Annotated in this window: 22 protein-coding genes; 8 read left to right on the forward strand and 14 right to left on the reverse strand. The window is 60.7% G+C overall.

Features of this window, described 5'->3' with window-relative positions; all coding sequences use genetic code 11:
• Positions 1 to 55 precede the first annotated feature (55 nt).
• The 3 genes from AC07XZ_RS11905 (at position 56) to AC07XZ_RS11915 (ending at position 1,736) form a co-directional block, all read left to right on the forward strand.
• Positions 56 to 292 carry a glutaredoxin family protein gene (locus AC07XZ_RS11905; protein ID WP_007955734.1) on the forward strand — a complete coding sequence of 79 codons (237 nt, stop codon included), beginning with the start codon at positions 56 to 58 and terminating at the stop codon, positions 290 to 292.
• A 164-nt stretch (positions 293 to 456) separates the two neighbouring features.
• Positions 457 to 774, forward strand: a complete 318-nt coding sequence (locus tag AC07XZ_RS11910; RefSeq protein ID WP_064598282.1) for a hypothetical protein — start codon at positions 457 to 459, stop codon at positions 772 to 774.
• A 68-nt stretch (positions 775 to 842) separates the two neighbouring features.
• Complete coding sequence (locus AC07XZ_RS11915) at positions 843 to 1,736, forward strand: pseudouridine synthase (RefSeq protein WP_102686453.1); 894 nt, start codon at positions 843 to 845, stop codon at positions 1,734 to 1,736.
• Between the two features lie 83 nt (positions 1,737 to 1,819).
• Here the strand turns inward: AC07XZ_RS11915 and AC07XZ_RS11920 are convergent, their stop codons facing one another.
• Together AC07XZ_RS11920 and mobA are read right to left on the reverse strand one after the other, a co-directional pair.
• A complete protein-coding gene (locus AC07XZ_RS11920) occupies positions 1,820 to 2,041 on the reverse strand; it encodes a YgdI/YgdR family lipoprotein (protein WP_039770418.1) in 222 nt (73 codons plus the stop codon).
• 78 nt (positions 2,042 to 2,119) lie between these two features.
• Positions 2,120 to 2,722 carry a molybdenum cofactor guanylyltransferase MobA gene (gene mobA, locus AC07XZ_RS11925; protein WP_085744952.1) on the reverse strand — a complete coding sequence of 201 codons (603 nt, stop codon included), beginning with the start codon at positions 2,720 to 2,722 and terminating at the stop codon, positions 2,120 to 2,122.
• Positions 2,723 to 2,803: 81 nt separating this feature from the next.
• Here mobA and moaB point away from each other — a divergent pair, with 81 nt between their 5' ends.
• Together moaB and AC07XZ_RS11935 are read left to right on the forward strand one after the other, a co-directional pair.
• The gene (moaB, locus tag AC07XZ_RS11930; protein WP_085744951.1) at positions 2,804 to 3,343 is read left to right on the forward strand and encodes a molybdenum cofactor biosynthesis protein B; all 540 of its coding nucleotides are present in this window, start codon (positions 2,804 to 2,806) and stop codon (positions 3,341 to 3,343) included.
• The gene (locus tag AC07XZ_RS11935; RefSeq protein WP_102686452.1) at positions 3,327 to 4,553 is read left to right on the forward strand and encodes a molybdopterin molybdotransferase MoeA; all 1,227 of its coding nucleotides are present in this window, start codon (positions 3,327 to 3,329) and stop codon (positions 4,551 to 4,553) included. Before moaB ends, AC07XZ_RS11935 begins: the two co-directional genes overlap by 17 nt.
• A gap of 56 nt (positions 4,554 to 4,609) precedes the next feature.
• Here AC07XZ_RS11935 and AC07XZ_RS11940 read toward each other — a convergent pair whose 3' ends face one another.
• Positions 4,610 to 4,918: a hypothetical protein gene (locus tag AC07XZ_RS11940; RefSeq protein ID WP_173892738.1), complete on the reverse strand. Its 309-nt coding sequence runs from the start codon at positions 4,916 to 4,918 to the stop codon at positions 4,610 to 4,612.
• 314 nt (positions 4,919 to 5,232) lie between these two features.
• Between AC07XZ_RS11940 and yegS the strand changes: the two genes are divergently transcribed.
• The gene (gene yegS / locus AC07XZ_RS11945) at positions 5,233 to 6,150 is read left to right on the forward strand and encodes a lipid kinase YegS (protein ID WP_102686451.1); all 918 of its coding nucleotides are present in this window, start codon (positions 5,233 to 5,235) and stop codon (positions 6,148 to 6,150) included.
• Here the strand turns inward: yegS and AC07XZ_RS11950 are convergent.
• The 3 genes from AC07XZ_RS11950 to AC07XZ_RS11960 all read right to left on the reverse strand — a co-directional run bounded on the left by AC07XZ_RS11950 (position 6,134) and on the right by AC07XZ_RS11960 (position 8,632).
• The gene (locus tag AC07XZ_RS11950; protein ID WP_102686450.1) at positions 6,134 to 6,793 is read right to left on the reverse strand and encodes a response regulator; all 660 of its coding nucleotides are present in this window, start codon (positions 6,791 to 6,793) and stop codon (positions 6,134 to 6,136) included. The two genes, yegS and AC07XZ_RS11950, sit on opposite strands and share 17 nt — an antisense overlap.
• Positions 6,790 to 7,683 (reverse strand): sensor histidine kinase, encoded by an 894-nt coding sequence (locus AC07XZ_RS11955; RefSeq protein ID WP_085744948.1) that lies wholly within the window; start codon positions 7,681 to 7,683, stop codon positions 6,790 to 6,792. Before AC07XZ_RS11955 ends, AC07XZ_RS11950 begins: the two co-directional genes overlap by 4 nt.
• Positions 7,684 to 8,161: 478 nt before the next feature.
• A complete protein-coding gene (locus tag AC07XZ_RS11960; protein ID WP_085744947.1) occupies positions 8,162 to 8,632 on the reverse strand; it encodes a hypothetical protein in 471 nt (156 codons plus the stop codon).
• Between the two features lie 452 nt (positions 8,633 to 9,084).
• Between AC07XZ_RS11960 and AC07XZ_RS11965 the strand changes: the two genes are divergently transcribed.
• Both AC07XZ_RS11965 and AC07XZ_RS11970 read left to right on the forward strand, forming a co-directional pair.
• Positions 9,085 to 10,020, forward strand: coding sequence for a chemotaxis protein CheV (locus AC07XZ_RS11965; RefSeq protein ID WP_034155209.1), 936 nt, complete (start codon positions 9,085 to 9,087; stop codon positions 10,018 to 10,020).
• Positions 10,021 to 10,110: 90 nt separating this feature from the next.
• Positions 10,111 to 10,917 (forward strand): MOSC domain-containing protein, encoded by an 807-nt coding sequence (locus AC07XZ_RS11970; RefSeq protein WP_102686448.1) that lies wholly within the window; start codon positions 10,111 to 10,113, stop codon positions 10,915 to 10,917.
• Between the two features lie 71 nt (positions 10,918 to 10,988).
• Here AC07XZ_RS11970 and ppnP read toward each other — a convergent pair whose 3' ends face one another.
• The 8 genes from ppnP to AC07XZ_RS12010 form a co-directional block, all read right to left on the reverse strand.
• A complete protein-coding gene (gene ppnP / locus AC07XZ_RS11975) occupies positions 10,989 to 11,273 on the reverse strand; it encodes a pyrimidine/purine nucleoside phosphorylase (RefSeq protein WP_102686447.1) in 285 nt (94 codons plus the stop codon).
• An 82-nt stretch (positions 11,274 to 11,355) separates the two neighbouring features.
• Positions 11,356 to 11,898, reverse strand: a complete 543-nt coding sequence (locus AC07XZ_RS11980; protein WP_011335265.1) for a 3'-5' exonuclease — start codon at positions 11,896 to 11,898, stop codon at positions 11,356 to 11,358.
• Positions 11,899 to 11,967: 69 nt separating this feature from the next.
• A complete protein-coding gene (locus AC07XZ_RS11985; RefSeq protein WP_102686446.1) occupies positions 11,968 to 13,929 on the reverse strand; it encodes an acetyl/propionyl/methylcrotonyl-CoA carboxylase subunit alpha in 1,962 nt (653 codons plus the stop codon).
• 116 nt (positions 13,930 to 14,045) lie between these two features.
• Positions 14,046 to 14,843 carry an enoyl-CoA hydratase/isomerase family protein gene (locus AC07XZ_RS11990; RefSeq protein ID WP_102686445.1) on the reverse strand — a complete coding sequence of 266 codons (798 nt, stop codon included), beginning with the start codon at positions 14,841 to 14,843 and terminating at the stop codon, positions 14,046 to 14,048.
• Positions 14,840 to 15,997 (reverse strand): citronellyl-CoA dehydrogenase, encoded by a 1,158-nt coding sequence (atuD, locus tag AC07XZ_RS11995; RefSeq protein ID WP_102686444.1) that lies wholly within the window; start codon positions 15,995 to 15,997, stop codon positions 14,840 to 14,842. The genes AC07XZ_RS11990 and atuD overlap by 4 nt, the downstream gene beginning before the upstream one ends.
• A gap of 29 nt (positions 15,998 to 16,026) precedes the next feature.
• A complete protein-coding gene (gene atuC / locus AC07XZ_RS12000; protein ID WP_102686443.1) occupies positions 16,027 to 17,643 on the reverse strand; it encodes a geranyl-CoA carboxylase subunit beta in 1,617 nt (538 codons plus the stop codon).
• A 3-nt stretch (positions 17,644 to 17,646) separates the two neighbouring features.
• Positions 17,647 to 18,516: an SDR family oxidoreductase gene (locus AC07XZ_RS12005; RefSeq protein ID WP_085744941.1), complete on the reverse strand. Its 870-nt coding sequence runs from the start codon at positions 18,514 to 18,516 to the stop codon at positions 17,647 to 17,649.
• A 12-nt stretch (positions 18,517 to 18,528) separates the two neighbouring features.
• Entirely contained in the window at positions 18,529 to 20,319 is a 1,791-nt protein-coding gene (locus tag AC07XZ_RS12010) for an acyclic terpene utilization AtuA family protein (RefSeq protein WP_102686442.1), read from the reverse strand.
• Positions 20,320 to 20,423 lie beyond the last annotated feature (104 nt).

The following is a 20,423-nucleotide window of genomic DNA, read 5'->3' on the forward strand; positions in this document are numbered from 1 at the left end:
ACGGGCTTTGCGGGCAGGCCTAGAATGATCACTCGATTTTTGGGGTTGAGCGCACATGCTTCCTGAATGCCAGTTGTTCGGCACCCTGGGGTGCCATTTGTGTGAAGTCGCGGAGGCCGAACTGATGCCTTTTGTCGAGCATGGTCTGCTGGTGGAGCTGGTGGATATTGCTGACGATGAATCATGGTTCGAGGCTTACAGCCTGCGGATCCCGGTCTTGCGCAGGGTCGATACCGGCGCGGAACTGGGGTGGCCGTTCAGCGCCGATCAGGTGGTGGCATTCCTGCGTTAATGACTTTTTCTCGTTTGCGTTGATGGCGTTCGTCACCTTCGCTAATCACGGCTTGGCACTTTTCGGGTTATTCGGTTACTGTATGTGCATACAGTAATTGGGTTGGCCTGCCTTGCCGTTTTCGGGCATTTGTCAGGGCAAACTGGATGTCAGAGGGAGCCACCGTGGTCAATGTCGAACAGTTGAAAAGCAGCGTGAACGGGATGTCGGTTGACGTGGTGCGCGAGGCCGTCCACGAATTGCGCCTGGACGGTCTGGTCACGGAAGGCAAGACTCCCTTCAACAAGCTGCATTTCAACACCTGCTTTGCCGAGATCGAGGCGTTGTTCCAGCGCGCCGGCTATCACAAGCAACTGGATGTGGTCGGTTATCAGGGGCTTTTGTACGCCTTGTATGACCCAGGTCGCTGGGAAGCCGTTGATGTACTTCGCTGGCTGAAGGAATTCACCGAGGCAGCAGCGCTCAAATCGATCCCCGCCTGATTCCGCGCTAGGTCTGCTGCGCCCGGTGTTGGATAATGCCGCTCTGCTTTGAAGGTTAGAGTTTTCGTATGTCCAGCACATCAACGTTTTCCGCCGCACAGAATCAGGCCAGCACGCTGTATCTGCCCCCCGGTAGCTGGCGGACAGTGCTCGACTGCCTGTGTGAGCATTTCAATGCCATCGGGCGCGATCAATGGCTGGATCGGATCGCCCGGGGCCGGGTGCTCGACGGTCAGGGTCAGCCGATTGCGTTGGACTTGCCCTACAAGGAAGGGCTGCGCATTCACTATTTCCGTGAAGTGCCGGATGAAAAGCCGATCCCGGTGGTCGAGTCGATCCTGTATGCGGATGACCATCTGGTGGTGGCGGACAAGCCGCATTTCCTGCCGGTGACCCCGGCAGGCGAGTACGTGGAACAGACGTTGCTTCGCCGATTGATCCGGCGCCTGGACAATCCCCATCTGGTGCCGCTGCACCGGATTGACCGGCACACGGCCGGGCTGGTGATTTTTTCGGCCAACCCACAAACGCGGTCGGCGTATCAGTCACTGTTCCCGACTCGGCAGATCGAAAAACGCTATGAAGCCATTGCGGCCGCGCTGCCCGAGTTGGACTTTCCGTTGGTGCACAAGAGTCGCATGGTCGACGGCGAACCGTTTTTCCGCATGCAGGAAGGGCCGGGTGTGAGTAACACTGAAACGGCGGTGGAGGTTCGTGAAAAGAACGGCGAACTCTGGCGCTACGGCCTGTACCCGGTAACTGGCAAGAAGCATCAGCTACGGGTGCACATGACGGCGCTGGGGGCGAGCATCTGCAATGATCCGTTCTACCCTGAAGTGCTCAAGGACGTTGAAGATGACTACGCCAATCCGCTCAAACTGCTGGCGCAGGGATTGCGATTCATCGATCCGGTCACGGGGCAGGTGCGCGAATTTGAAAGCCGAATCACGCTGGACTGGTGATTCCGGGTATCGACCCTTTTCTGCCAGACACGAAAAAGCCCGCATATTGCGGGCTTTTCTGTATCCGCTGTCGAACTGAAGACTTACAGCTCTTTGACTGTGCGGACCTGATCCTTGTTGATGCGAGTGTGCTTGCCGTCCAGTTGTTCGAACTCGTAGAAGCCCGAATCTTCATCATACTTAGGGGCGTCGACAGCCTGGATTTCGCGACCGTCATTCAAGGTGATCACTGTTGGCGAAGCGCAACCGGCGAGGGTGGCGAGGCCCAGTGCGAGCATGAAAGTGGCGAGGGTCCGTTGAGTCATGAGTGTGTCTCCGAAGGGAAATTCTTTTGGTTACTGAGCTTGAGACGTATACAAGGCGTGCAAGTTCCTTGAATGCTGTCAGTCTGACACAGTGTTGTGCGAACTCAACAGTTCAGGGGTGTTGAGATTGGCCAGGCGTGGATCGTTGTCAGGGCAAACCAGGGCCTGGGCATCAAGATTGCGCATCACTCGGCCGGGGCTGCGTTCTCCTGCGCTCCAGGCGTTTTCGAATGCCGGCAGGAGTGCCACCGGGATCACGCAAAGTAGCGGTTCCCAGTGATCGTCATGGCGCAACATTAAAGGTTTTTCAGAATTCAGACTGGCCGCCTCGCGCATGCTGTGCAGAAGCGCAATATCGATGCGCGGAACATCACAGGGCAGAACCAGCAGGTGGGTGTGGCGCGCGGCTTTCAAGCCGGCGCGTATACCGGCCAATGGTCCGGGAAAGTCCTCCTCGTCATCGCTTACCAATTGGTCGGCGAACGGCGCATAGCGTTCACGATTGCGGTTGCAGGAGATGATCAGGTCATCCGTCAACGGCCGAACCTTGCGATGCAGATGTGCGATCAGTGGTTCACCGTGCCATTCCACAAGTCCCTTGTCCTGGCCGCCCATCCGCTGGCCGCGTCCACCTGCCAGCAACAGAATGGAGCAGGGTGGTAGTGGCGAGTTCGAAGTCATGGCAGCTCTCTGCAGGGGCGGCGAAAAAAGGGGGCGCTGTGATATAACACCGGGCTGTTTCTTCTACAACTGGACGAGCCTATGAAAGCCAAGGCTGATGTACCTTTCGTGCCGCTTAATATCGCGGTGTTGACGGTCAGCGATACCCGAACCCTGGAAACCGATACCTCCGGCCAGGTCTTCGTCGACCGGCTGACGGCCGCCGGCCATTATCTGGCGCAGCGAGTGCTGCTCAAAGATGACCTGTACAAGATCCGTGCGCAAGTCGCCCACTGGATTGCCGAAGACGTCGTGCAAGTCGTGCTGATCACCGGAGGCACCGGTTTTACTGGCCGTGACAGCACTCCGGAAGCGGTCGCTTGCCTGCTGGACAAACAGGTCGATGGCTTTGGTGAGCTGTTCCGCCAGATCTCGGTGGCCGACATCGGCACCTCCACCGTGCAATCCCGGGCTTTGGCGGGACTGGCCAATGGCACGCTGGTCTGCTGCCTGCCAGGTTCGACCAACGCAGTGCGCACCGGTTGGGATGGCATCCTCGCCGAGCAACTGGACTCACGCCACCGCCCGTGCAATTTCGTCACTCATTTGAAACAGGCGGCGCCTTGTGAATCCCGTGGGTAAGCCGGGCAAGACCGGCAGCCTGATGCCCGTCGAAGAGGCATTCGCGCGATTGCTGGAAATGGCCGAGAGCTCGCGGATTGTCGAGAGTGAGTTTTTGCCACTGGCGCATGTTCAGGGGCGGGTGCTGGCGCAGGATCTGATTTCGACACTGGATCTGCCGCCGTGGCCGAACAGCGCCATGGACGGTTACGCGTTGAATCTGGCCGACTGGACCGGCGAACCGTTGCCGGTCAGTCAGAAGATCTTCGCCGGACAGGCGCCCAAGCCTTTGGAACCAGGCACCTGTGCGCGGATCTTTACCGGCGCGCCGGTGCCTGCCGGTGCCGACTGTGTCGAGATGCAGGAAAACGCCGAGATTCATGCCGACGAACGTGTGAGTTTCATCGAGACGATGGTGACCGGGCAAAACATTCGCCCGCGAGGCCAGGAAACGACTGTTGGCGAGCTGGTCTTGCCTGCCGGAACCCGGCTCGGTCCGATCGAGCAGGGGTTGGCCGCGTCACTGGGTTGCGCTGGGCTCGAGGTGATTCGCCAGGTCCGTGTGGCGGTGCTGTCCACGGGGGACGAGTTGGTCGAGCCGGGCACGACACTGGGGCCGGGACAGATCTACAACAGTAACCGGGTGTTGTTGTGCAGCTGGTTGCAGCGCCTGGGATGTGAAGTGGTGGATGCCGGTATTCTTCCTGATGACTTGCCCACCACCCGTACGCGACTTGGGGAGCTCCAGGATGTAGACCTGATCCTGTCGACCGGTGGCGTATCGGTAGGGGAAGCGGATTTCCTCGGAATCGCATTGAGGGAAGAGGGCGAACTGACACTCTGGAAGCTGGCGATCAAACCCGGCAAGCCGCTGACGGTCGGGCATTTTCGCGGTGTCCCGGTGATTGGGTTACCGGGTAATCCGGCCTCGACACTGGTGACCTTTGCTTTGTTGACCCGACCTTATCTGTTGCGTCGCCAGGGCGTGCAGGATGTCGAGCCGCTGAAGTTTTCGGTGCCCGCAGGATTTGTCTGGCCTCAGGCCGGTAACCGCCGTGAATTTCTGCGCGGACGTCTGGAGCAGGGGCAAGCGATTATCTACCGCAACCAGAGTTCGGGCGTTCTGCGCAGCGCTGCCTGGGCCGAGGGTCTGGTGGAGGTGCAGGAAGGCCGAGTCCTGGCCAAGGGTGACCAGGTGCCATTCATTCCACTCAGCGAGCTTCTCGGTTGATTGCAGGCATTTGAAAGGCAGGCATCGTCGCAAAACGATGCGTGCCTTTCAGCCGTTCAACGGCTGAGCAGTGTGACGAGCTGATCGAACCGGCTGTTGGCAATCCAGCCCAACAGTCCGAGCACCATCGCTGTCGCGCCTGCCGAATAGGCAAGACGATGTTTGATGGCTTTGACGTCTCCTCTGACTTCGTCCATGTCACGTCGAATGTACTTGAGGTGAGTTTCCAGCTCGGTGACGCGCGGTTCCATTTCGTTTTCTCCAGTACTTCTGGCGCTGCATTTGAATTCGTCTTTAAGACTGGCGCGACTTTCGGAGAGAGAGGCAACCGGACTCACGGATAATCTTGCTTCATGGCTTTGCATGGAAACACCCGCCTGATGCGATGGGGTTCTGTCGGCAAATGCCGGAATGCAAATTTTCGTAAGACCTGAAACTGTATGCACTCATTACATGCACATCCTTGTGTAATTGAATTGAAGATTGCTGACGCCGACACACGTTGTACCAAGGACCGGGCTGGGTCAATTGAGCCGATTCCTTACGTTCTGTACGAAAATGTACCGGCATGTAGGACGATCAGTGTGAGCCTCAGGAATTAATCAGAAGGCGTGTGACTTTTTTACCTGCGTTGGTGGTCAAGATGTCCCGTACTGATTCAATTCCGGGAGTAACAGCAATGAGTGAACGCAAGGCATTGTTGATTCTGCATGGCAAGCAGGCACTCAACGAGGCGGTTCGTGCCGCTGTCGAGAACAAACGCAAGCAGGGCTGGGAACTGGCTGTGCGCCTGACCTGGGAGGCCGGCGATGCCCAGCGACTGGTGGAGGAGGCGCTGGCGGCGGGATACAGTCAGATCATTGCCGGTGGCGGAGATGGCACCCTGCGCGATATCGCCGAAGCAATGGCGGCGCAGCCGGGCAAGGCCAGCCTGGTGCTGTTGCCGCTGGGAACCGCCAACGATTTTTCCCGCGCGGCGGCCATTCCGCTGGAGCCGGCCGAGGCGCTCGAATTGCTTGAGGCACCCGCCCATGACATTGATCTGGGCGAGGTCGGCGGGCAGATTTTCCTGAACATGGCCACCGGCGGGTTCGGCAGCCAGGTGACCGCCAACACGTCGGAAGATCTGAAAAAAGTGCTGGGCGGCGCGGCCTATCTGTTCACCGGTTTATCGCGGTTCAGTGAGTTGCATGCCGCTTATGGCGAATTGCAGGGTCCGGATTTTCACTGGCGTGGCGAGCTGCTGGCGCTGGGGATCGGCAACGGTCGTCAGGCGGGCGGCGGGCATGTGTTGTGCCCGGAAGCGTTGGTGGACGACGGTCTTCTGGATATCAGCATTCTGCCAGCGCCACAGGAGCTGGTCGGCACGCTGAAAAATCTGCTCAGCGACGGATTTGGCATCGATAACATGTTCGTGCGTACCCGTTTGCCGTGGGTTGAAATCAAGGTTGCCGAAGGGCTTTGCATCAATCTCGACGGTGAGCCGCTGGAGGGCGACAGCCTGCGGTTTGCGGCGCGCCCGGGGGCGTTGCGTTTGCATTTGCCCAAGGACTCGCCGCTGTTGGGCGCAACGCCCCGGGTCAGTCGTCCAGACTGATGATCTGTTCTCGCACGGCGAACAGCACCAGGCCCGCCACATCGTAGATCTGCAGGCGTTTCATGATCTGCGACCGGTGGGTTTCGACCGTCTTGATGCTCAAGCCCAGGCCATTGGCGATTTCTCGCGTGGACTTGCCGCGCACGATCAAACGCAGGATTTCCAGCTGGCGTGCCGTCAGGTTGTGCGACTCGGCGACTTCCGGCTGCTGCTTCAGATTGCGGGTCAGCGCCTGATTGATCACGGTATGGGCGATGGCAGGACTCAGGTAGCGCTCGTTGTTGCGCAGTGCTTCCAGTGCATGTTCGAGCTCGGTGGCCGTGGTGTCCTTGAGCAGGTAACCGTGCGCACCGGACTCCAGCGCCTGCATGATGAGCGCGGGGTCGGTGTGCATCGACAGGATCAGCACTTTGGCGTGCGGGCGTACCCGTCTGAGCCGCTGCAAGGCTTCCAGGCCGCCGGTTTCCTTCATGGAAATGTCCAGCAATACGATATCGGGAGACAGCAGCTCGACCATCTCGAGCAGCTGCGAGCCATCATTGGCCTCGCCGATGACCGCATAACCGGGAAGATCCAGCACCAGGGCGCGCACGCCGGCCCTGATCAGCGAGTGGTCATCCACCAGAAGTAAGTTACAAGTCAACGCATAACCTTATTCGTACTGGCCCGCTCGAGTGCACGGGGCGCCCAGGGGAATAGTGCTTCGATTTGAGTACCTTTGCCCGGCTCGCTGGTCACGCTCAGTGTGCCGCCCAGTTGCTCGATCCGTTCGGCCATCCCGGCCATGCCCCGCTGTCCTTCGCGACCCGGATTCGCTGCCGGGGAAAAGCCCAGGCCATCATCGCTGATCAGCAGGGTCAGGCCCTGCGGCAGGCGTTGCACGCGGATCAACAGGTTTTTGGCCTGCGCATGGCGAAGGATGTTGGTCACCGCTTCCTGAGTGATACGAAAGGCGGCCACGGCCATTTCTTCGGGGATTCCGTTCAGGCGCTGCTGGCAGTCCAGACTCCAGTGCACCGAAGTATTGGCCAGTACCTTGAGCAGGTGCGCACGCAAGCTCGCTTCCAGACCAAGGCTGGTCAGTTGCCGCGGGTTGAGAATGGCCGAAACGTCGCGAACCTTGTTAAGGGTTTCTTCGAGCGTCTCGCAAAGTACTGAACAGTGTTCCTGCATGTCCGCGGGCAAGCGACGCTTGAGCCATTCGCTTTGCAGCTTGGCGGCGGTCAGCAGTTGGCCGATATCGTCATGCAGTTCACGGCTCAGGCGATGGCGCTCGTTTTCCTGGACTTCCAGCAAACGGTCGGCGAGTTCCTGAGGCTGGAACTTGATGGATTTGCGCGACAGACGATGTTGGGTCCAGACGCAACCGGCAGCCGCCACGTTGATCAGCAGCAGGCCGAGCGACAACGGCGCAGAGATGCCATAGCTCAACAGACTGCCCAAGGCCGAAGCCGTGCACAGCAGGAGTGTGAACCTGCGGGCATTTTCTCGGGAGGGAGGCCATGTGGTGATTGACTTGAGGCTGGCGTACATAGCGGATGGAGCCAATGGATGTTCGCTGCGGGCAGACCGGTCAGAAGGGCTGGCGGTCTCTGTCTGGAAAACTGTCATTCAGGTTGTTGATTTCAAAACGGTTCAGTGATCGATAATTGAGCGCCAACTTCGGTGGAGACTGCTCATAGAAGTCACAATGCCATTAACTGAAACAACTAACGGGCGGCATAATACCACTTAACATACCGTTGGTCGCGTTTGCGCTATATGTCCAAAGAGTCAGGAAACAGGCCATGTTGGACGAGGGTTCCATAATGGAAAAGTTGAAGTACCCGACTCGATATCGATGCACCACAAGTTTTCTTTTACACAGGAAAACCCTGACATCCGCAGAGGATAGTCTGCATTCATCGCACGTAATTATTTATTGGGAGGTGTCGCAGGCAGGCATGAACTATTCAATTGCGACATTCGACGGCGAGAACTGACGGGCCCGAACAGCCCACTGTATGCTCGGTTACGCTTGGCGCTCCGTCCAGGAGACGAGGGACATCGGCTTGCCATTGAGCGGCATTTGAAAGTGAGTCTGTCCGACCTGGCAGGCAAAGGCTTCAATCAGCGACGCCTGCTCGCTTTCATCGAGGCCCAATTGGCCGGTGCTTGGGTCAACCAGCTCCAGTTGCCAGGCCATCAGGGTGAAGCAGTCTTTCAGTGCTTCCAGGGCCTGCGCATGCAAATCCACGTGATCCTGAACCTGGGTGAGCAGGCCATGCAGGTGCAGGGAGAATTCGGACACCGCCCCCAGCGCCAGGGCATCGGCCTTGTTCGCCAGCTTGAGGAGGGTGCTGAGCATGCAGTCGATGGCGTCCTTGTCATTGCTGATCAGCTGCAAGTGGCTGAGGCATTCTTCAGACTTGGCCAGAAGAGTTTCAGCCTCGACAAGAAATTCGGGGAACCGCTGCGCCCAGTCACTACGGTCGTTCGGCATGCTTATCTCCACCACGTCATGTCTGATGAGGGAATGCCGTGTGTGTCGACGATCATGAACCGTCGCGAGACCGCGCCCCGGTGTGCATTGGCACAGACCTGGGGTTTCAAGAGGATGTGTTTCCACTGAATTGCGATCGCACACAATAGCCTGACTCCGTTCATGCAATGAGAATGGCGTCACATTAATGGCTATTGGATATCGCGAATATCAGGTTGGGCCTGATTGTTACTAGGGGATTCCCTTAGGCACGGGAACCTGTCGCGCAAATCGAGGTCGCGCGGAAGAGAATGTAGCAGATGATTTCACCGGGCCAGTAAAGCATGATGTTAATGTGACATCAATGCCTGCTCATGGCATTTTGTTGGTGATTTGTGACGGGATCAAGATCCGTCAGATTCAGCCGATAACCCCCAATAGTGAATTCATCAGAACAAGCCCAGGAGTCATTGATGGCCGGCATTCTCGACACGGTAGACCAACGCACGCAACTGGTGGGTGAGAATCGCCTGGAAATTCTCATGTTTCGACTGGCCGGACGCCAATTGTTCGCGATCAACGTGTTCAAGGTGCAGGAAGTCCTGCAGTTGCCGAAACTGACCCTGATGCCCCAGCGTCACCCGTTTGTCTGTGGCGTGGTCAATCTGCGTGGGCAGACGCTGCCGGTGATCGACCTGTCCCAGGCGATCGGCATGCGCCCGTTGGTACCAGGTCCGAACAGCACGATCATCGTTACCGAATACAACCGTTCGGTGCAGGCGTTCCTCGTCGGTGGCGTGGACCGCATCGTCAACATGAACTGGGAAGCCATCCTGCCGCCGCCGACCAGCGCCGGTCGCCAGCATTACCTGACGGCCATCAGCAAGGTCGACGATCAACTGGTGGAAATCATCGACGTCGAGAAAGTCCTCGCCGAAATCGTGCCGTACAACGCCAAGGTTTCGCGCGACAAACTGGACGATCCGGTGCTCGAACGCGCCCGTGGCCGTGAAGTGTTGCTGGTGGACGACTCCAACGTGGCGCTCTCGCAATTGCGTGACACCCTAGGCCAGTTGGGCGTGAAGATGCACATCGCCAGCGACGGCCTGAAAGCCCTGAACATGCTCAAGGCCTGGGCGGACACCGGGGTGAACATGACCGACAAGCTGCTGATGATCTTTACCGACGCTGAAATGCCGGAAATGGATGGCTACCGGCTGACCACCGAAATCCGCAACGACCCGCGCCTGCGTGGCCTGTATGTGGTGCTGCACACCTCGCTGTCCGGCAGTTTCAACGACTCGATGGTGAAGAAGGTCGGCTGCGACAACTTCCTCTCCAAGTTCCAGCCGGACAAGCTGGTCGATGTGGTGCGCCAGCGTCTGATGCTCGACGAAGTGCCGGCCTGATCAACTTGTCGAGGCTGACCCTGCGTCAGCCTTTGATTCGCTGACAAAGCTCGTATAGGGTGGCGTTTTTGACCCACCAGGGAGCTGGCCATGCTGCGTCTGAGCGCGCTTTATCGTTACCCGTTGAAATCCGCCAAGGGCGAGGTCCTGCAAGGGATCGGCCTGGACAAACTGGGGCTTGAGGGCGACCGACGCTGGATGCTGGTGGACGAGGCCAGCGGGCGATTCCTGACCCAGCGTGCCGAAGCGAAGATGAGCCAGTTGTCGGCATTGTGGAATGCCAGCGGCGGTCTGACGCTCAGCGCGCCGGGGCATTCGGCAATCGATGTCGCCTTGCCCGGCAGCGACGACGACCTGCGCGGCGTAACCATCTGGCGTGACACCCTGCGTGTGCCGGATGCCGGTGAAGAGGCGGCCCGCTGGGTCAGCGATTTCATCGGCAAGCCGACCCGCCTGGTGCAAGTGCCGCTGGATCGTGCCCGGACGACCCAGGCCGGGTACGGCAACGATGACGATCAAGTGGCATTCGCCGATGGTTTCCCGCTGCTGCTGATTGGTGAGGCCTCGCTGCAAAACCTGTCGCAGGAAGTCGGGCGTCCGCTGGAAATGCTGCGGTTCCGGCCGAATCTGGTGATCGAAGGCAGTGATGCTTACGCCGAGGATGGCTGGAAGCGGATTCGAATCGGCGATGTCGAGTTCCGCGTGGTCAAGTCCTGCTCGCGGTGCATTCTCACCACGATCGATCCGCAGACAGGTGAGCGCAGCGCTGACCGTGAACCGCTGGCGACCTTGCAGAAGACTCGCGCCCAGGCCGACGGCGCGATGTTTGGCCAGAACCTGGTCAACGACGGCAACGGCCGGCTTGAAGTCGGCATGCCGGTGGAAATTCTCGAATAACCCGCTCTGAAACGAAAAATGCCCGTGTCCTTGGACACGGGCATTTTTTATTGCCGTAGGAAACCGGGGTTTCAGCCGCGGTATTCGCACAGGTAAGCGGTGTCGACGGTCACTTTCAGCTGGAACTTGCTGTTGGCTGGCACGTTGAACTGGCTGCCGGCGGCGAAGGTTTCCCAGTCGCTGCTGTCCGGCAGTTTGACGGTCAGTGCGCCCGAAACCACGTGCATGATTTCACGCTGGCTGGTGCCGAATTCGTATTCGCCCGGGGCCATGACGCCGATGGTCGCAGGGCCTTCAGCGGTGCCAAAAGCGATCGACTTGACGGTGCCGTCGAAGTACTCGTTGACTTTAAACATGGGCGATTCCTCTCGAAAAGGGCTTAAAAGGGTCAAAAAGGGTCGGCCAGTATGCACAAGGCTCATGGCGCCGTCACCTGCCCTAGAGCGGCAGCACCAACGGCAATAATCGGGCGGTATTGCGCGCATCTTCCAGCGCCCGGTGTTGTTGACCGGTGAATTGCATGCCCGCCAGTTGCAACGCGCCATTGAGGCCCAGTGGCCGTTCGAGGCGTCGGGCCTTGGCAAAGCGCTGTTTGAGGTTCATGTGCGGCACCCGGCTCAGCGCGCTGTCGAGTTGCAGGCGCTGCCATTCCTGAAGCAACTGTTTGCGGTCGTAATCGCCCCAGCTGGCCCAGCCTTCAAGGCGTGTCTGGTGCTGACCGAGCCAGCGCTCGAACGCAGGCCACACTTCACTCAGCGGCTGCGCCGCGTCGATGTTGGCCTGGGTGATGTGCGTGAGTTCGCGGCAAAACGGCGTCAGCAAGGGACGCCGCGTCGGTTTGACGAAGCGCTGGAAGTGATCCTGCTCGCGACCGGCGCGATCAACCAGGGTCGCGCCGATCTCGATGATCTCCATCTCCGTAACCGGCCAGCCACCCTCATCGGTGGTGGCTTCCAGATCTATGACCAGCCAATGGGGCATCGCAGGGTTCCTGATTTCCGCGTCCTGATTATTCAGAGCGTAGTCAAACCTTGCGGATGCGCGCGGCGACTACTCGACCTGCAACAGAACCTGACGATTTTTTACCTGATCGCCGATCTTGACCTGCACCCGCTTGAGCACGCCGTCGATGCCGGCCTTGAGCGGGTGCTCCATTTTCATCGCTTCCAGCACCACCAGCAGTTGGCCCTTGCTGACCGGGCTGCCTTCGCTGACAAGCACATCGATGATGGCGCCATCCATCGGGGCTTTCAACGTGCCGGAACTGACGCTGGTCTGACTGTCGATCACAGCATGAGTTCGATCCACCAGGTGCAGGCTGCCGGGGTGGGTGAACAGCCAGAGCTGGTCGTCGCGCAGCCGATAGGCATGGCGCTGTCGCAGGCCGTCGATTTCCAGTGTCACGGCCCCGACGGTGTGTTCGATGAGTTTGAGTTCGATGACGCGCTCCGCGACCTGCACTGCAAACGTATTGTCCGGACTGGCGCGCAGTTGCACGTTCCAGTCGCGGGCGTCGAGACTGATGCGATAGAGCAACGGCGCACCGGCATTGTTGCGCCATCCGGACAGCGGGGCGCGGTGTTGCTGTGCGACAGATTGGTAAAACAGCACCGCCGCCACGGCCAGATCTTCGGCACTGGGCGAATAGGCGCGAAGGCAGTCGTGATCTGCGAAGTATTGCGGGATGAAGCCAGTGCCGAACTCCCCGCTGATGAACTGCGGATGCTGCAACAGGCTGGCGAGCAACCGCTGATTGCTATGCACGCCCAGCAACACGCTGTCCTGAACCGCACACAGCAGTTTGCGCCGGGCCTCTTCACGGGTCGCGCCGTGGGCGATCAGTTTGCCGAGCATCGGGTCGTAGAACGGTGAGACCGACTGGCCTTCGATCAACCCGTGATCGATCCGTGCACCGCGATCCAGTGCCGGCGCCCAGGCTTCGACACGCCCGGTCTGCGGAAGAAAACCCTGGGCCGGGTCTTCGGCGTAGAGGCGCACTTCCATCGCGTGGCCATCGAGTTTCACCTGCGCCTGGGTCAGTGGCAGCGGTTGGCCCTCGGCGACCGACAGTTGCCACGCCACCAGGTCCAGCCCGGTAATCAGTTCAGTCACCGGGTGCTCGACCTGCAACCGGGTGTTCATTTCCAGAAAGTAGAACCGGCCATCGGCATCTAGCAAAAACTCCACGGTGCCGGCGCCGACATAGTTCACCGCACGCCCGGCCTTGAGCGCCGCTTCGCCCATTGCCTGGCGCAGTTCTTCGGTCATCACCGGGCAGGGTGCTTCTTCGATGACTTTCTGGTGCCGACGCTGAATCGAACAGTCGCGTTCCCCGAGGTAGATCAGGTTGCCGTGGTGATCGCCGAACAGCTGCACTTCGACATGGCGCGGTTCGATCAACGCCTGTTCGAGGATCAGTTCGTCGCTGCCGAAACCGTTCAAGGCTTCGGAGCGCGCCGTGCGCAATTGCGCTGGCAATTCCTCGACGCTGTGCACCAGACGCATGCCGCGCCCGCCACCGCCAGCGCTGGCCTTGATCATCAACGGGTAACCGATGCGCTCGGCTTCGCGGGTCAGCGTCACGTCGTCCTGCTCGGCGCCTTGATAGCCGGCGATGCACGGGACGCCGGCGGCGAGCATGGCGATTTTCGACTGTCGTTTGCTGCCCATCAGTTCGATGGCTTCGACGCTGGGGCCGATGAAGGTCAGGCCGGCCTGTTCGCAGGCGCGGGCGAATTCGGCATTTTCCGAGAGAAAGCCGTAGCCGGGATGGATTGCGTCGGCACCGCTGCGCCGGGCGGCGTCGAGGATCGCCGTGATGTTCAGGTAGGACTGCTGCACCGGCGCCGGGCCGATGTTCACCGCTTGATCGGCCATTTGCACGTGCAGTGCGTCGGCGTCGGCGTCGCTGAACACCGCGACCGTGCGATAGCCAAGCGCCTGGGCGGTGCGCTGGATGCGGCAGGCGATTTCACCGCGGTTGGCGATCAGGATTTTGTGGAGGGCGGGCATGGTGGTTTTCCTGAATGTTGGCGGTGGATTGAAGGGCCTCATCGCGGGCAAGCCCGCTCCCACAGGATTCAGTGGTGCTCACAAAAACTGTGGGAGCGGGCTTGCCCGCGATGCTTCTAAGGGGCCCACCTCGGTTTGCGCTTTTGCACAAACGCCATCGTGCCTTCGATGCCTTCGGCACCGGTCACCGCTTCGCTGAACCACTGCGCGGCTTCGTCCAGCAGTTCACTCGACGGCTGGCCGGCGCTGGCCAGCAGCAATTTTTTCGTCACGGCATTCGCTTCGGGGGCGCAGCACAGGACATGGTCGAGCACTTCATCCAGTCGCTCGGCGAGCGCCTGTGGATCCTGCTCGACAAAATGCACCAGCCCCAGACGTCGGGCCTGATGGCCGTCGAAGCGGGCGGCGGTCAGGGCCAGGCGGCGGGCCTCGGTCAGGCCGATGCGCTGCACAACAAACGGCGCGATCTGTGCCGGCAGCAGGCCGAGGCTGGTTTCCGGCAAACCGAATTGCGCCTGATGATCGGCGATGGCGATATCGCTGACACACGCCAGCCCGAACCCGCCCCCGAGCACCGCGCCCTGCAACACGGTGATCAGCACTTGCGGCGTGTGCTGCGCTTCTTCCAGCAACGACCCGAAGGCACGGTTCAACTCGCGATAGGCATCGCTGCCCTGAGCGCGGGCGTTGGCCATGTCCTTGATATCGCCGCCGGCGCAGAAATGCCCGCCGGCACCGCTGAGCACCAGCGCGCGAACGCTGCGGTCATCGCGCACCTCTGCCAGCACGGCGCGCAACTCGGCGACCATTTGCAGGCTCATGGCATTGCGGCTTTCCGGGCGATTGAGGGTGATGTGCAACACGCCGTTGTGCCGTTCCAGCAGCAGCGTCTGGCAATCGGGCAGGGCGCTCATTTCTTTTTCCCCGGCAGGATGCCCATCAGTTTGCAGATGATCCCCAGCATGATTTCGTCGGCGCCGCCGCCAATCGACACCAGCCGCACGTCGCGGTAGGCGCGGGCCACCGGGTTGTCCCACATGAAGCCCATGCCGCCCCAGTATTGCAGGCAGCTGTCACTGACTTCGCGGCCAAGACGCCCGGCCTTGAGCTTGGCCATCGAGGCCAGTCGGGTGACGTCCTGGCCTTTCACGTATTGCTCGGTGGCCTGATAGACCAGCGCCCGCAGGCATTCGATTTCGGTCTGCAATTCGGCGAGGCGGAAGTGGATCACCTGGTTGTCGATCAGCGCATTGCCGAAAGTCTTGCGTTCCTTGCAGTACTCGATGGTGCTGTCGACGCAGTATTCCAGGCCTTTGATCATGTTCGCCGCGCCGAACAGGCGTTCCTCCTGGAACTGCAGCATCTGCATCATGAACCCGGCGCCTTCGTGGCCGATGCGATTGCGCTGGGGCACGCGCACGTTGTCGAAAAACACCTGGGCGGTTTCCGAACTGCGCATGCCGAGCTTGTCGAGGTGCGAACTGAGGCTGATGCCCGGCGTGTTCATCGGCACCATGATCAGCGACTTGTTGACGTGCGGTTTGTCGTCCGAAGTGTTGGCCAGCAGACAGATGAAATCAGCACTCGGCGAGTTGGTGATCCACATCTTGCTGCCGTTGATCACATAGTCGTCGCCGTCCTTGCGTGCGGTGGTCTTGAGCCCGGCGACATCGGAGCCAGCGCCGACTTCCGAGACGCCAATGCAACCGACCTGCTCGCCGGTGATGGCCGGGCGCAGGAATTCGTCGCGCAATTCATCGGAACCGAAGCGGGCGAGGGCCGGGGTGCACATGTCGGTCTGCACGCCGATCGACATCGGAATGCCGCCGCAGTGGATGGTGCCGAACTCTTCGGCGGCGACGATCGAATAGCTGTAATCCAGGCCCATGCCGCCGAATTTTTCCGGCTTGGAAATCCCCAGCAGACCGAGGTCGCCGGCCTTGCGGAAAATCTCGTGGATCGGAAAACGCCCGGCCTGTTCCCACTCATCGACGTGCGGATTGATCTCGTGCTCGACGAACTGGCGGACGGTACGGCGCAGTGCTTCGTGTTCCGGGGTGAAGATCATTTTTATTGTTCTCCTTTAATCCGTGGCGATCAGAACCGGCTGACGCCGAAGCTGTTGGGTTGCAGCGTGCGGATGTCGGCTTCGTGGCAGATGTCCAGCAGGTAACCGAGCAGGGTGCGGGTGTCACGCGGATCGATCAGCCCGTCGTCCCACAGGTTGGCGCTGCCGTAGAGGGCAGTGGACTGGCTGTCGAGTTTCTGCGCGGTGACCTGCTCCAGCATGTCGAGCATTTTCGGGTCGGGCACCAGGCCGTCCTTGAGCTGTTTGGCTTCGGTGACGATGCGCAACACCTTGCCGGCCTGGGCGCCACCCATCACGGCGGTGCGGCTGTTGGGCCAGGCGAAGATGAAGCGCGGATCAAGCCCGCGTCCGCACATCGCGTAGTTGCCCGCGCCGTAGGAGCCGCCGACCACGATCGTCAGTTTCGGCACCCGCGCATTGGCAACGGCCTGGATCAGTTTCGAGCCGTGCTTGATCACGCCGTGCTGTTCCGATTCGGTGCCGACCATGAACCCGGTGGTGTTGTGGAAAAACAGCAGCGGTGTCTGGCTCTGATCGCAGAGTTGAATGAATTGCGCCGCTTTGCTCGCGCCGTTGGGCGTGATCGGGCCGTTGTTGCCGATGAAACCGCAGGCGCGCCCCTGGATTTTCAGGTGCCCGCAAACGGTCTGCTGATCGAACTCGCCCTTGAACTCCAGGAAGCGCGATTCGTCGGCGATCCGCGCAATGATTTCGCGCACGTCGTAGGGCTTTTTCGGGTCGTCCGGGATCAGGCCGAGCAGTTCGTCGATGGGGTACAGCGGCTCTTTGAATTGCGGCTCGGGCAGCCACGGTATTTGCTCGTTCCAGTTCAGCAGGCTGACGATTTCCCGCACCTGACGCACGCCGTCGGCATCGTTTTCGGCCAGGTATTCTGCGGTGCCGGCGACTTGCGCGTGCATCTCGGCGCCGCCCAGTTCTTCGTCGGTAGCGACTTCACCGGTCGCTGCTTTAAGCAACGGCGGGCCGGCAAGAAACAGCTTGGCCTTGCCGCGCACCACCACCACGTAATCCGACAGCCCCGGCTGATACGCGCCACCGGCGGTGGCCGAACCGTGCACCACGGTGATCTGCGGCAGCCCCATGGCCGACATCCGCGCCTGATTGGCAAAGCTGCGTGCGCCTTCGACGAAAATCTCCGCCGCGTAATTGAGGTTGGCGCCGCCGCTTTCGGCGAGGGTGATGACCGGCAGTTTGTTTTCCTGGGCGATCTGTTGCAGGCGCAGGGATTTTTTCAGACCCGACGGGGAAATCGTCCCGCCCTTGATCGCGCTGTTGTTCGCCACGATCAAGGCGCGCACGCCGGACACGTAACCGATGCCGGCGATCAAGCCGCCACCGGCCGAGCTGCCGTCCTTGTCGTCGTGGAGTTTGTAGCCGGCCAGGCTCGCCAGTTCGAGGAATGGCGCGCCGGGGTCGAGCAACAGATTCAGGCGCTCACGGGGCAGCAATTGTCCGCGTTTTTCGAATTTCGGTTTGGCCTCGGCAGCCTTGTTCAGCAGGTTCTGTTCGAGCTGCTGGACTTGCTCGATGGCGGCGAGCATCGCTGCGCGGTTGCGGGCGAAGGCTTCGCTGTGCGGGTCGAGTTGGGACTGGATCTGCGGCATGGCTTACTCCTTGTCCTTCAAAACGTCCGGCATATAGGCCCGGTGAAAACCGTTGAAGGATTCGCTGTGGGTCGCCTTGTGCAGCGGCCAGGCGCGACTGCCCAGGCTGGCCGCGCCGTCTATGCGCAAGGTGCTGCCGCTGATGAACGCGGCAGCCGGGCTGAGCAGAAACACGATCGCTGCGCTGACCTCCGATTCGGTGCCGATGCGCTTGAGCGGCACGTGTTCGCGCAAGGTCGGGATCACGGCCTTGAACGCGCCTTCGTAAGTGTCCATGCCGCTGGACGCGATCCAGCCCGGCGCCACCGCATTCACCCGAACGCCGGCATAACCCCATTCGAATGCCGCCGTTTTGGTGAAGTTGTCCATGCCCGAACGCGCGGCGCCGGAGTGACCCATGCCGGGCATGCCGCCCCACATGTCGGCGAGCATGTTGACGATGTTGCCGCCGTGTTTGCTCATCGACTGGTTGAACACTTCCCGGGCCATCAGGAAGCCGCCGACCAGATTGGTCCGCAGCACGGTTTCGAAACCTTTCTGATTGATCGAGGCCAGGGGCGACGGGTACTGGCCGCCGGCATTGTTGACCAGCCCGTGGATCGGCCCGTGTTCGCGGATCAGTTCGCTGACCAGCGCCTTCACCGCCTCTTCGTCACGGATATCGCAGGCCCTCCAGCTCGCCCGACCGCCGTCCTCGGCAATTTCGGCGGCGACGCTTTGCAGCTTTTCCGGCTTGCGCCCGACCAGCACCACGTTGGCCCCGAGCGCCGCCAGTTCATGGGCGGTGCAACGCCCGATGCCACTGCCGCCCCCGGTGACGATGACGGTCTGGCCGCTGAACAGATCAGCCCGGAAAATCGATTCGAACGCCATGGTGCCAATCCTCTAGTCGAACTGTTCGGCGATGCTCTGCGGCACCGGGATCTGGATTTCCAGCAATTGCTGGGCGAAGGCCTTGCCTTGCGGGTCGATGCGCAGGCTCGCCACGCCGCCGCCACCAAGGGCGTTTTCCAGCAGGAAGTTGAGGCTGTGGGTGCCCGGCAGATACCAGCGCTCGACCCGGCCGTGAATCGGGTCGAGGACATGGCTCATCCAGTCGACGACCACCGCCGGGGTCAGCGCTTCGGCGATCCACGGCAGGTATTCGGGACGGCGCGGCAGGACGCCGATGTTGCTGTGATTGCCCTTGTCGCCGGAGCGCGCCACGGCCAGTTTCACCAATGGCACGCTCGCGTCGGCGCGGCCCTGGGGTTTGGGCGTTTCGTGGGGCAGGGGCAGATCCTGACTGTCGAGTGTTGCAGGGGCGGGCAGGGTGAACGGGTGAGATTCGCCGGCGATGTCGATCTGCAATGTGCAGGCGCTTTTGTCGATCAGGAACGAGAACAGCCGGATCAACGGATATACCGTCGGCCGTCCGCCAACGATCCCGGTCAGCCCTGGCGCCATGCCGGTGGCGGCCTGGGCGATCTCCCGGGAGAACAGGATCAACGCTTGTTTGTTCGGGTGGCGCACGGCGAGTTTAATCACCACTTCGCGGCTGTCCCGGCGCTGGCCGTGAGGGCCGTAGGTGGCTTCGCTGCCGAGCAGTTCGACGTGGGTTTCGGTGTAGGGCCCGAGACCTTTCTGGTCGAGCATCTCCGAGGTTTTGTCGAGAATCGCCTGGCTGACGCGCCGGGCTTTCTCCACGGCATCGATGCCGGCGATCAGGCAACTGGCGGTGCAACGGAAACCGTCCGGATACGTTGCGCTGACCTTGTATTGGTCGCTGGGCGGCAAGCCTTTGGCGCCGTGGACCCGGACGGCGTTTTTGCCTTGTTGCTGGAGTTTGACCTGGCTGAAATCACAGACCACATCGGGCAACAGATAGGCCTGCGGATCACCGATTTCGTAGAGCATCTGCTCGCCGACGGTCAGTGGCGTAACCAGTCCGCCGGAGCCTTCGGGTTTGCTGACGATGAACTGGCCGTCGGCGCTGACTTCGACGATCGGGAAACCGATGTGTTCGTAATCCGGCACGTCGCGCCAGTCGGTGAAGTTGCCGCCGGTGCACTGCGCGCCGCATTCGATGATGTGCCCGGCCAGGGCGGCTTGCGCGAGTTTGTCGTAGTTGTGCCAGGACCAGCTGAATTCGTGCACCAGCGCGGCACTGACCACTGCGCTGTCGACCACCCGGCCGGTGATCACGATGTCGGCGCCAAGGCGCAGGGCTTCGACGATGCCCGGCGCGCCGAGGTAGGCGTTGGTCGACACGCACATCGGCGGCAGCGGGGCGCCGCTGAACATTTCCGTGATGCCTTGGGTGGCCAGTTGTTTGAACTGGGGTTGCAGGTCATCGCCCGACAGCACGGCGATCTTCAGCGCCACGCCAGCCTTGTCGCAGGCCGCTTGCAGCGCGGCGGCGCAGGCCTTGGGATTGACCCCGCCGGCATTGCTGATGACGCGAATGTTCTGTTCGGCCAGTTGCGGCAACAGAGGCGCGAGGACTTCGATGAAATCGCCGGCGAACCCGGCCTGCGGATCCTTTATGCGCGCGCCGGCCATGATCGACATGGTGATTTCGGCGAGGTAGTCGAAGACCAGATAATCCAACTGTCCTGCGGCCACAAGCTGCGCGGCGGCGGTCGAGGTGTCTCCCCAGAATGCGCTGGCGCATCCGATGCGAACCGTGGTGGGCATTTTGATCTCCGACTCAGCAACCTGTGACAGAAGTGCATCGAGACTACCAAGCAAGCGCTTGGTTTGTAAACGCCTGGAATTATCTTCTGCCCAAGCGCTTGCTT

Source organism: Pseudomonas sp. GW458-11-26-14-LB4, from assembly GCF_059423925.1.

Coding starts and splice junctions, on each gene's coding strand:
- AC07XZ_RS11905 (WP_007955734.1), top strand. CDS start 56: ATGCTTCCTGAATGCCAGTTGTTCGGCACCCTGGGGTGCCATTTGTGT.
- AC07XZ_RS11915 (WP_102686453.1), top strand. CDS start 843: ATGTCCAGCACATCAACGTTTTCCGCCGCACAGAATCAGGCCAGCACG.
- AC07XZ_RS11920 (WP_039770418.1), bottom strand. CDS start 2,041: ATGACTCAACGGACCCTCGCCACTTTCATGCTCGCACTGGGCCTCGCC.
- mobA (WP_085744952.1), bottom strand. CDS start 2,722: ATGACTTCGAACTCGCCACTACCACCCTGCTCCATTCTGTTGCTGGCA.
- moaB (WP_085744951.1), top strand. CDS start 2,804: ATGAAAGCCAAGGCTGATGTACCTTTCGTGCCGCTTAATATCGCGGTG.
- AC07XZ_RS11940 (WP_173892738.1), bottom strand. CDS start 4,918: ATGCAAAGCCATGAAGCAAGATTATCCGTGAGTCCGGTTGCCTCTCTC.
- yegS (WP_102686451.1), top strand. CDS start 5,233: ATGAGTGAACGCAAGGCATTGTTGATTCTGCATGGCAAGCAGGCACTC.
- AC07XZ_RS11955 (WP_085744948.1), bottom strand. CDS start 7,683: ATGTACGCCAGCCTCAAGTCAATCACCACATGGCCTCCCTCCCGAGAA.
- AC07XZ_RS11960 (WP_085744947.1), bottom strand. CDS start 8,632: ATGCCGAACGACCGTAGTGACTGGGCGCAGCGGTTCCCCGAATTTCTT.
- AC07XZ_RS11965 (WP_034155209.1), top strand. CDS start 9,085: ATGGCCGGCATTCTCGACACGGTAGACCAACGCACGCAACTGGTGGGT.
- AC07XZ_RS11970 (WP_102686448.1), top strand. CDS start 10,111: ATGCTGCGTCTGAGCGCGCTTTATCGTTACCCGTTGAAATCCGCCAAG.
- ppnP (WP_102686447.1), bottom strand. CDS start 11,273: ATGTTTAAAGTCAACGAGTACTTCGACGGCACCGTCAAGTCGATCGCT.
- AC07XZ_RS11980 (WP_011335265.1), bottom strand. CDS start 11,898: ATGCCCCATTGGCTGGTCATAGATCTGGAAGCCACCACCGATGAGGGT.
- AC07XZ_RS11985 (WP_102686446.1), bottom strand. CDS start 13,929: ATGCCCGCCCTCCACAAAATCCTGATCGCCAACCGCGGTGAAATCGCC.
- AC07XZ_RS11990 (WP_102686445.1), bottom strand. CDS start 14,843: ATGAGCGCCCTGCCCGATTGCCAGACGCTGCTGCTGGAACGGCACAAC.
- atuD (WP_102686444.1), bottom strand. CDS start 15,997: ATGATCTTCACCCCGGAACACGAAGCACTGCGCCGTACCGTCCGCCAG.
- atuC (WP_102686443.1), bottom strand. CDS start 17,643: ATGCCGCAGATCCAGTCCCAACTCGACCCGCACAGCGAAGCCTTCGCC.
- AC07XZ_RS12005 (WP_085744941.1), bottom strand. CDS start 18,516: ATGGCGTTCGAATCGATTTTCCGGGCTGATCTGTTCAGCGGCCAGACC.
- AC07XZ_RS12010 (WP_102686442.1), bottom strand. CDS start 20,319: ATGCCCACCACGGTTCGCATCGGATGCGCCAGCGCATTCTGGGGAGAC.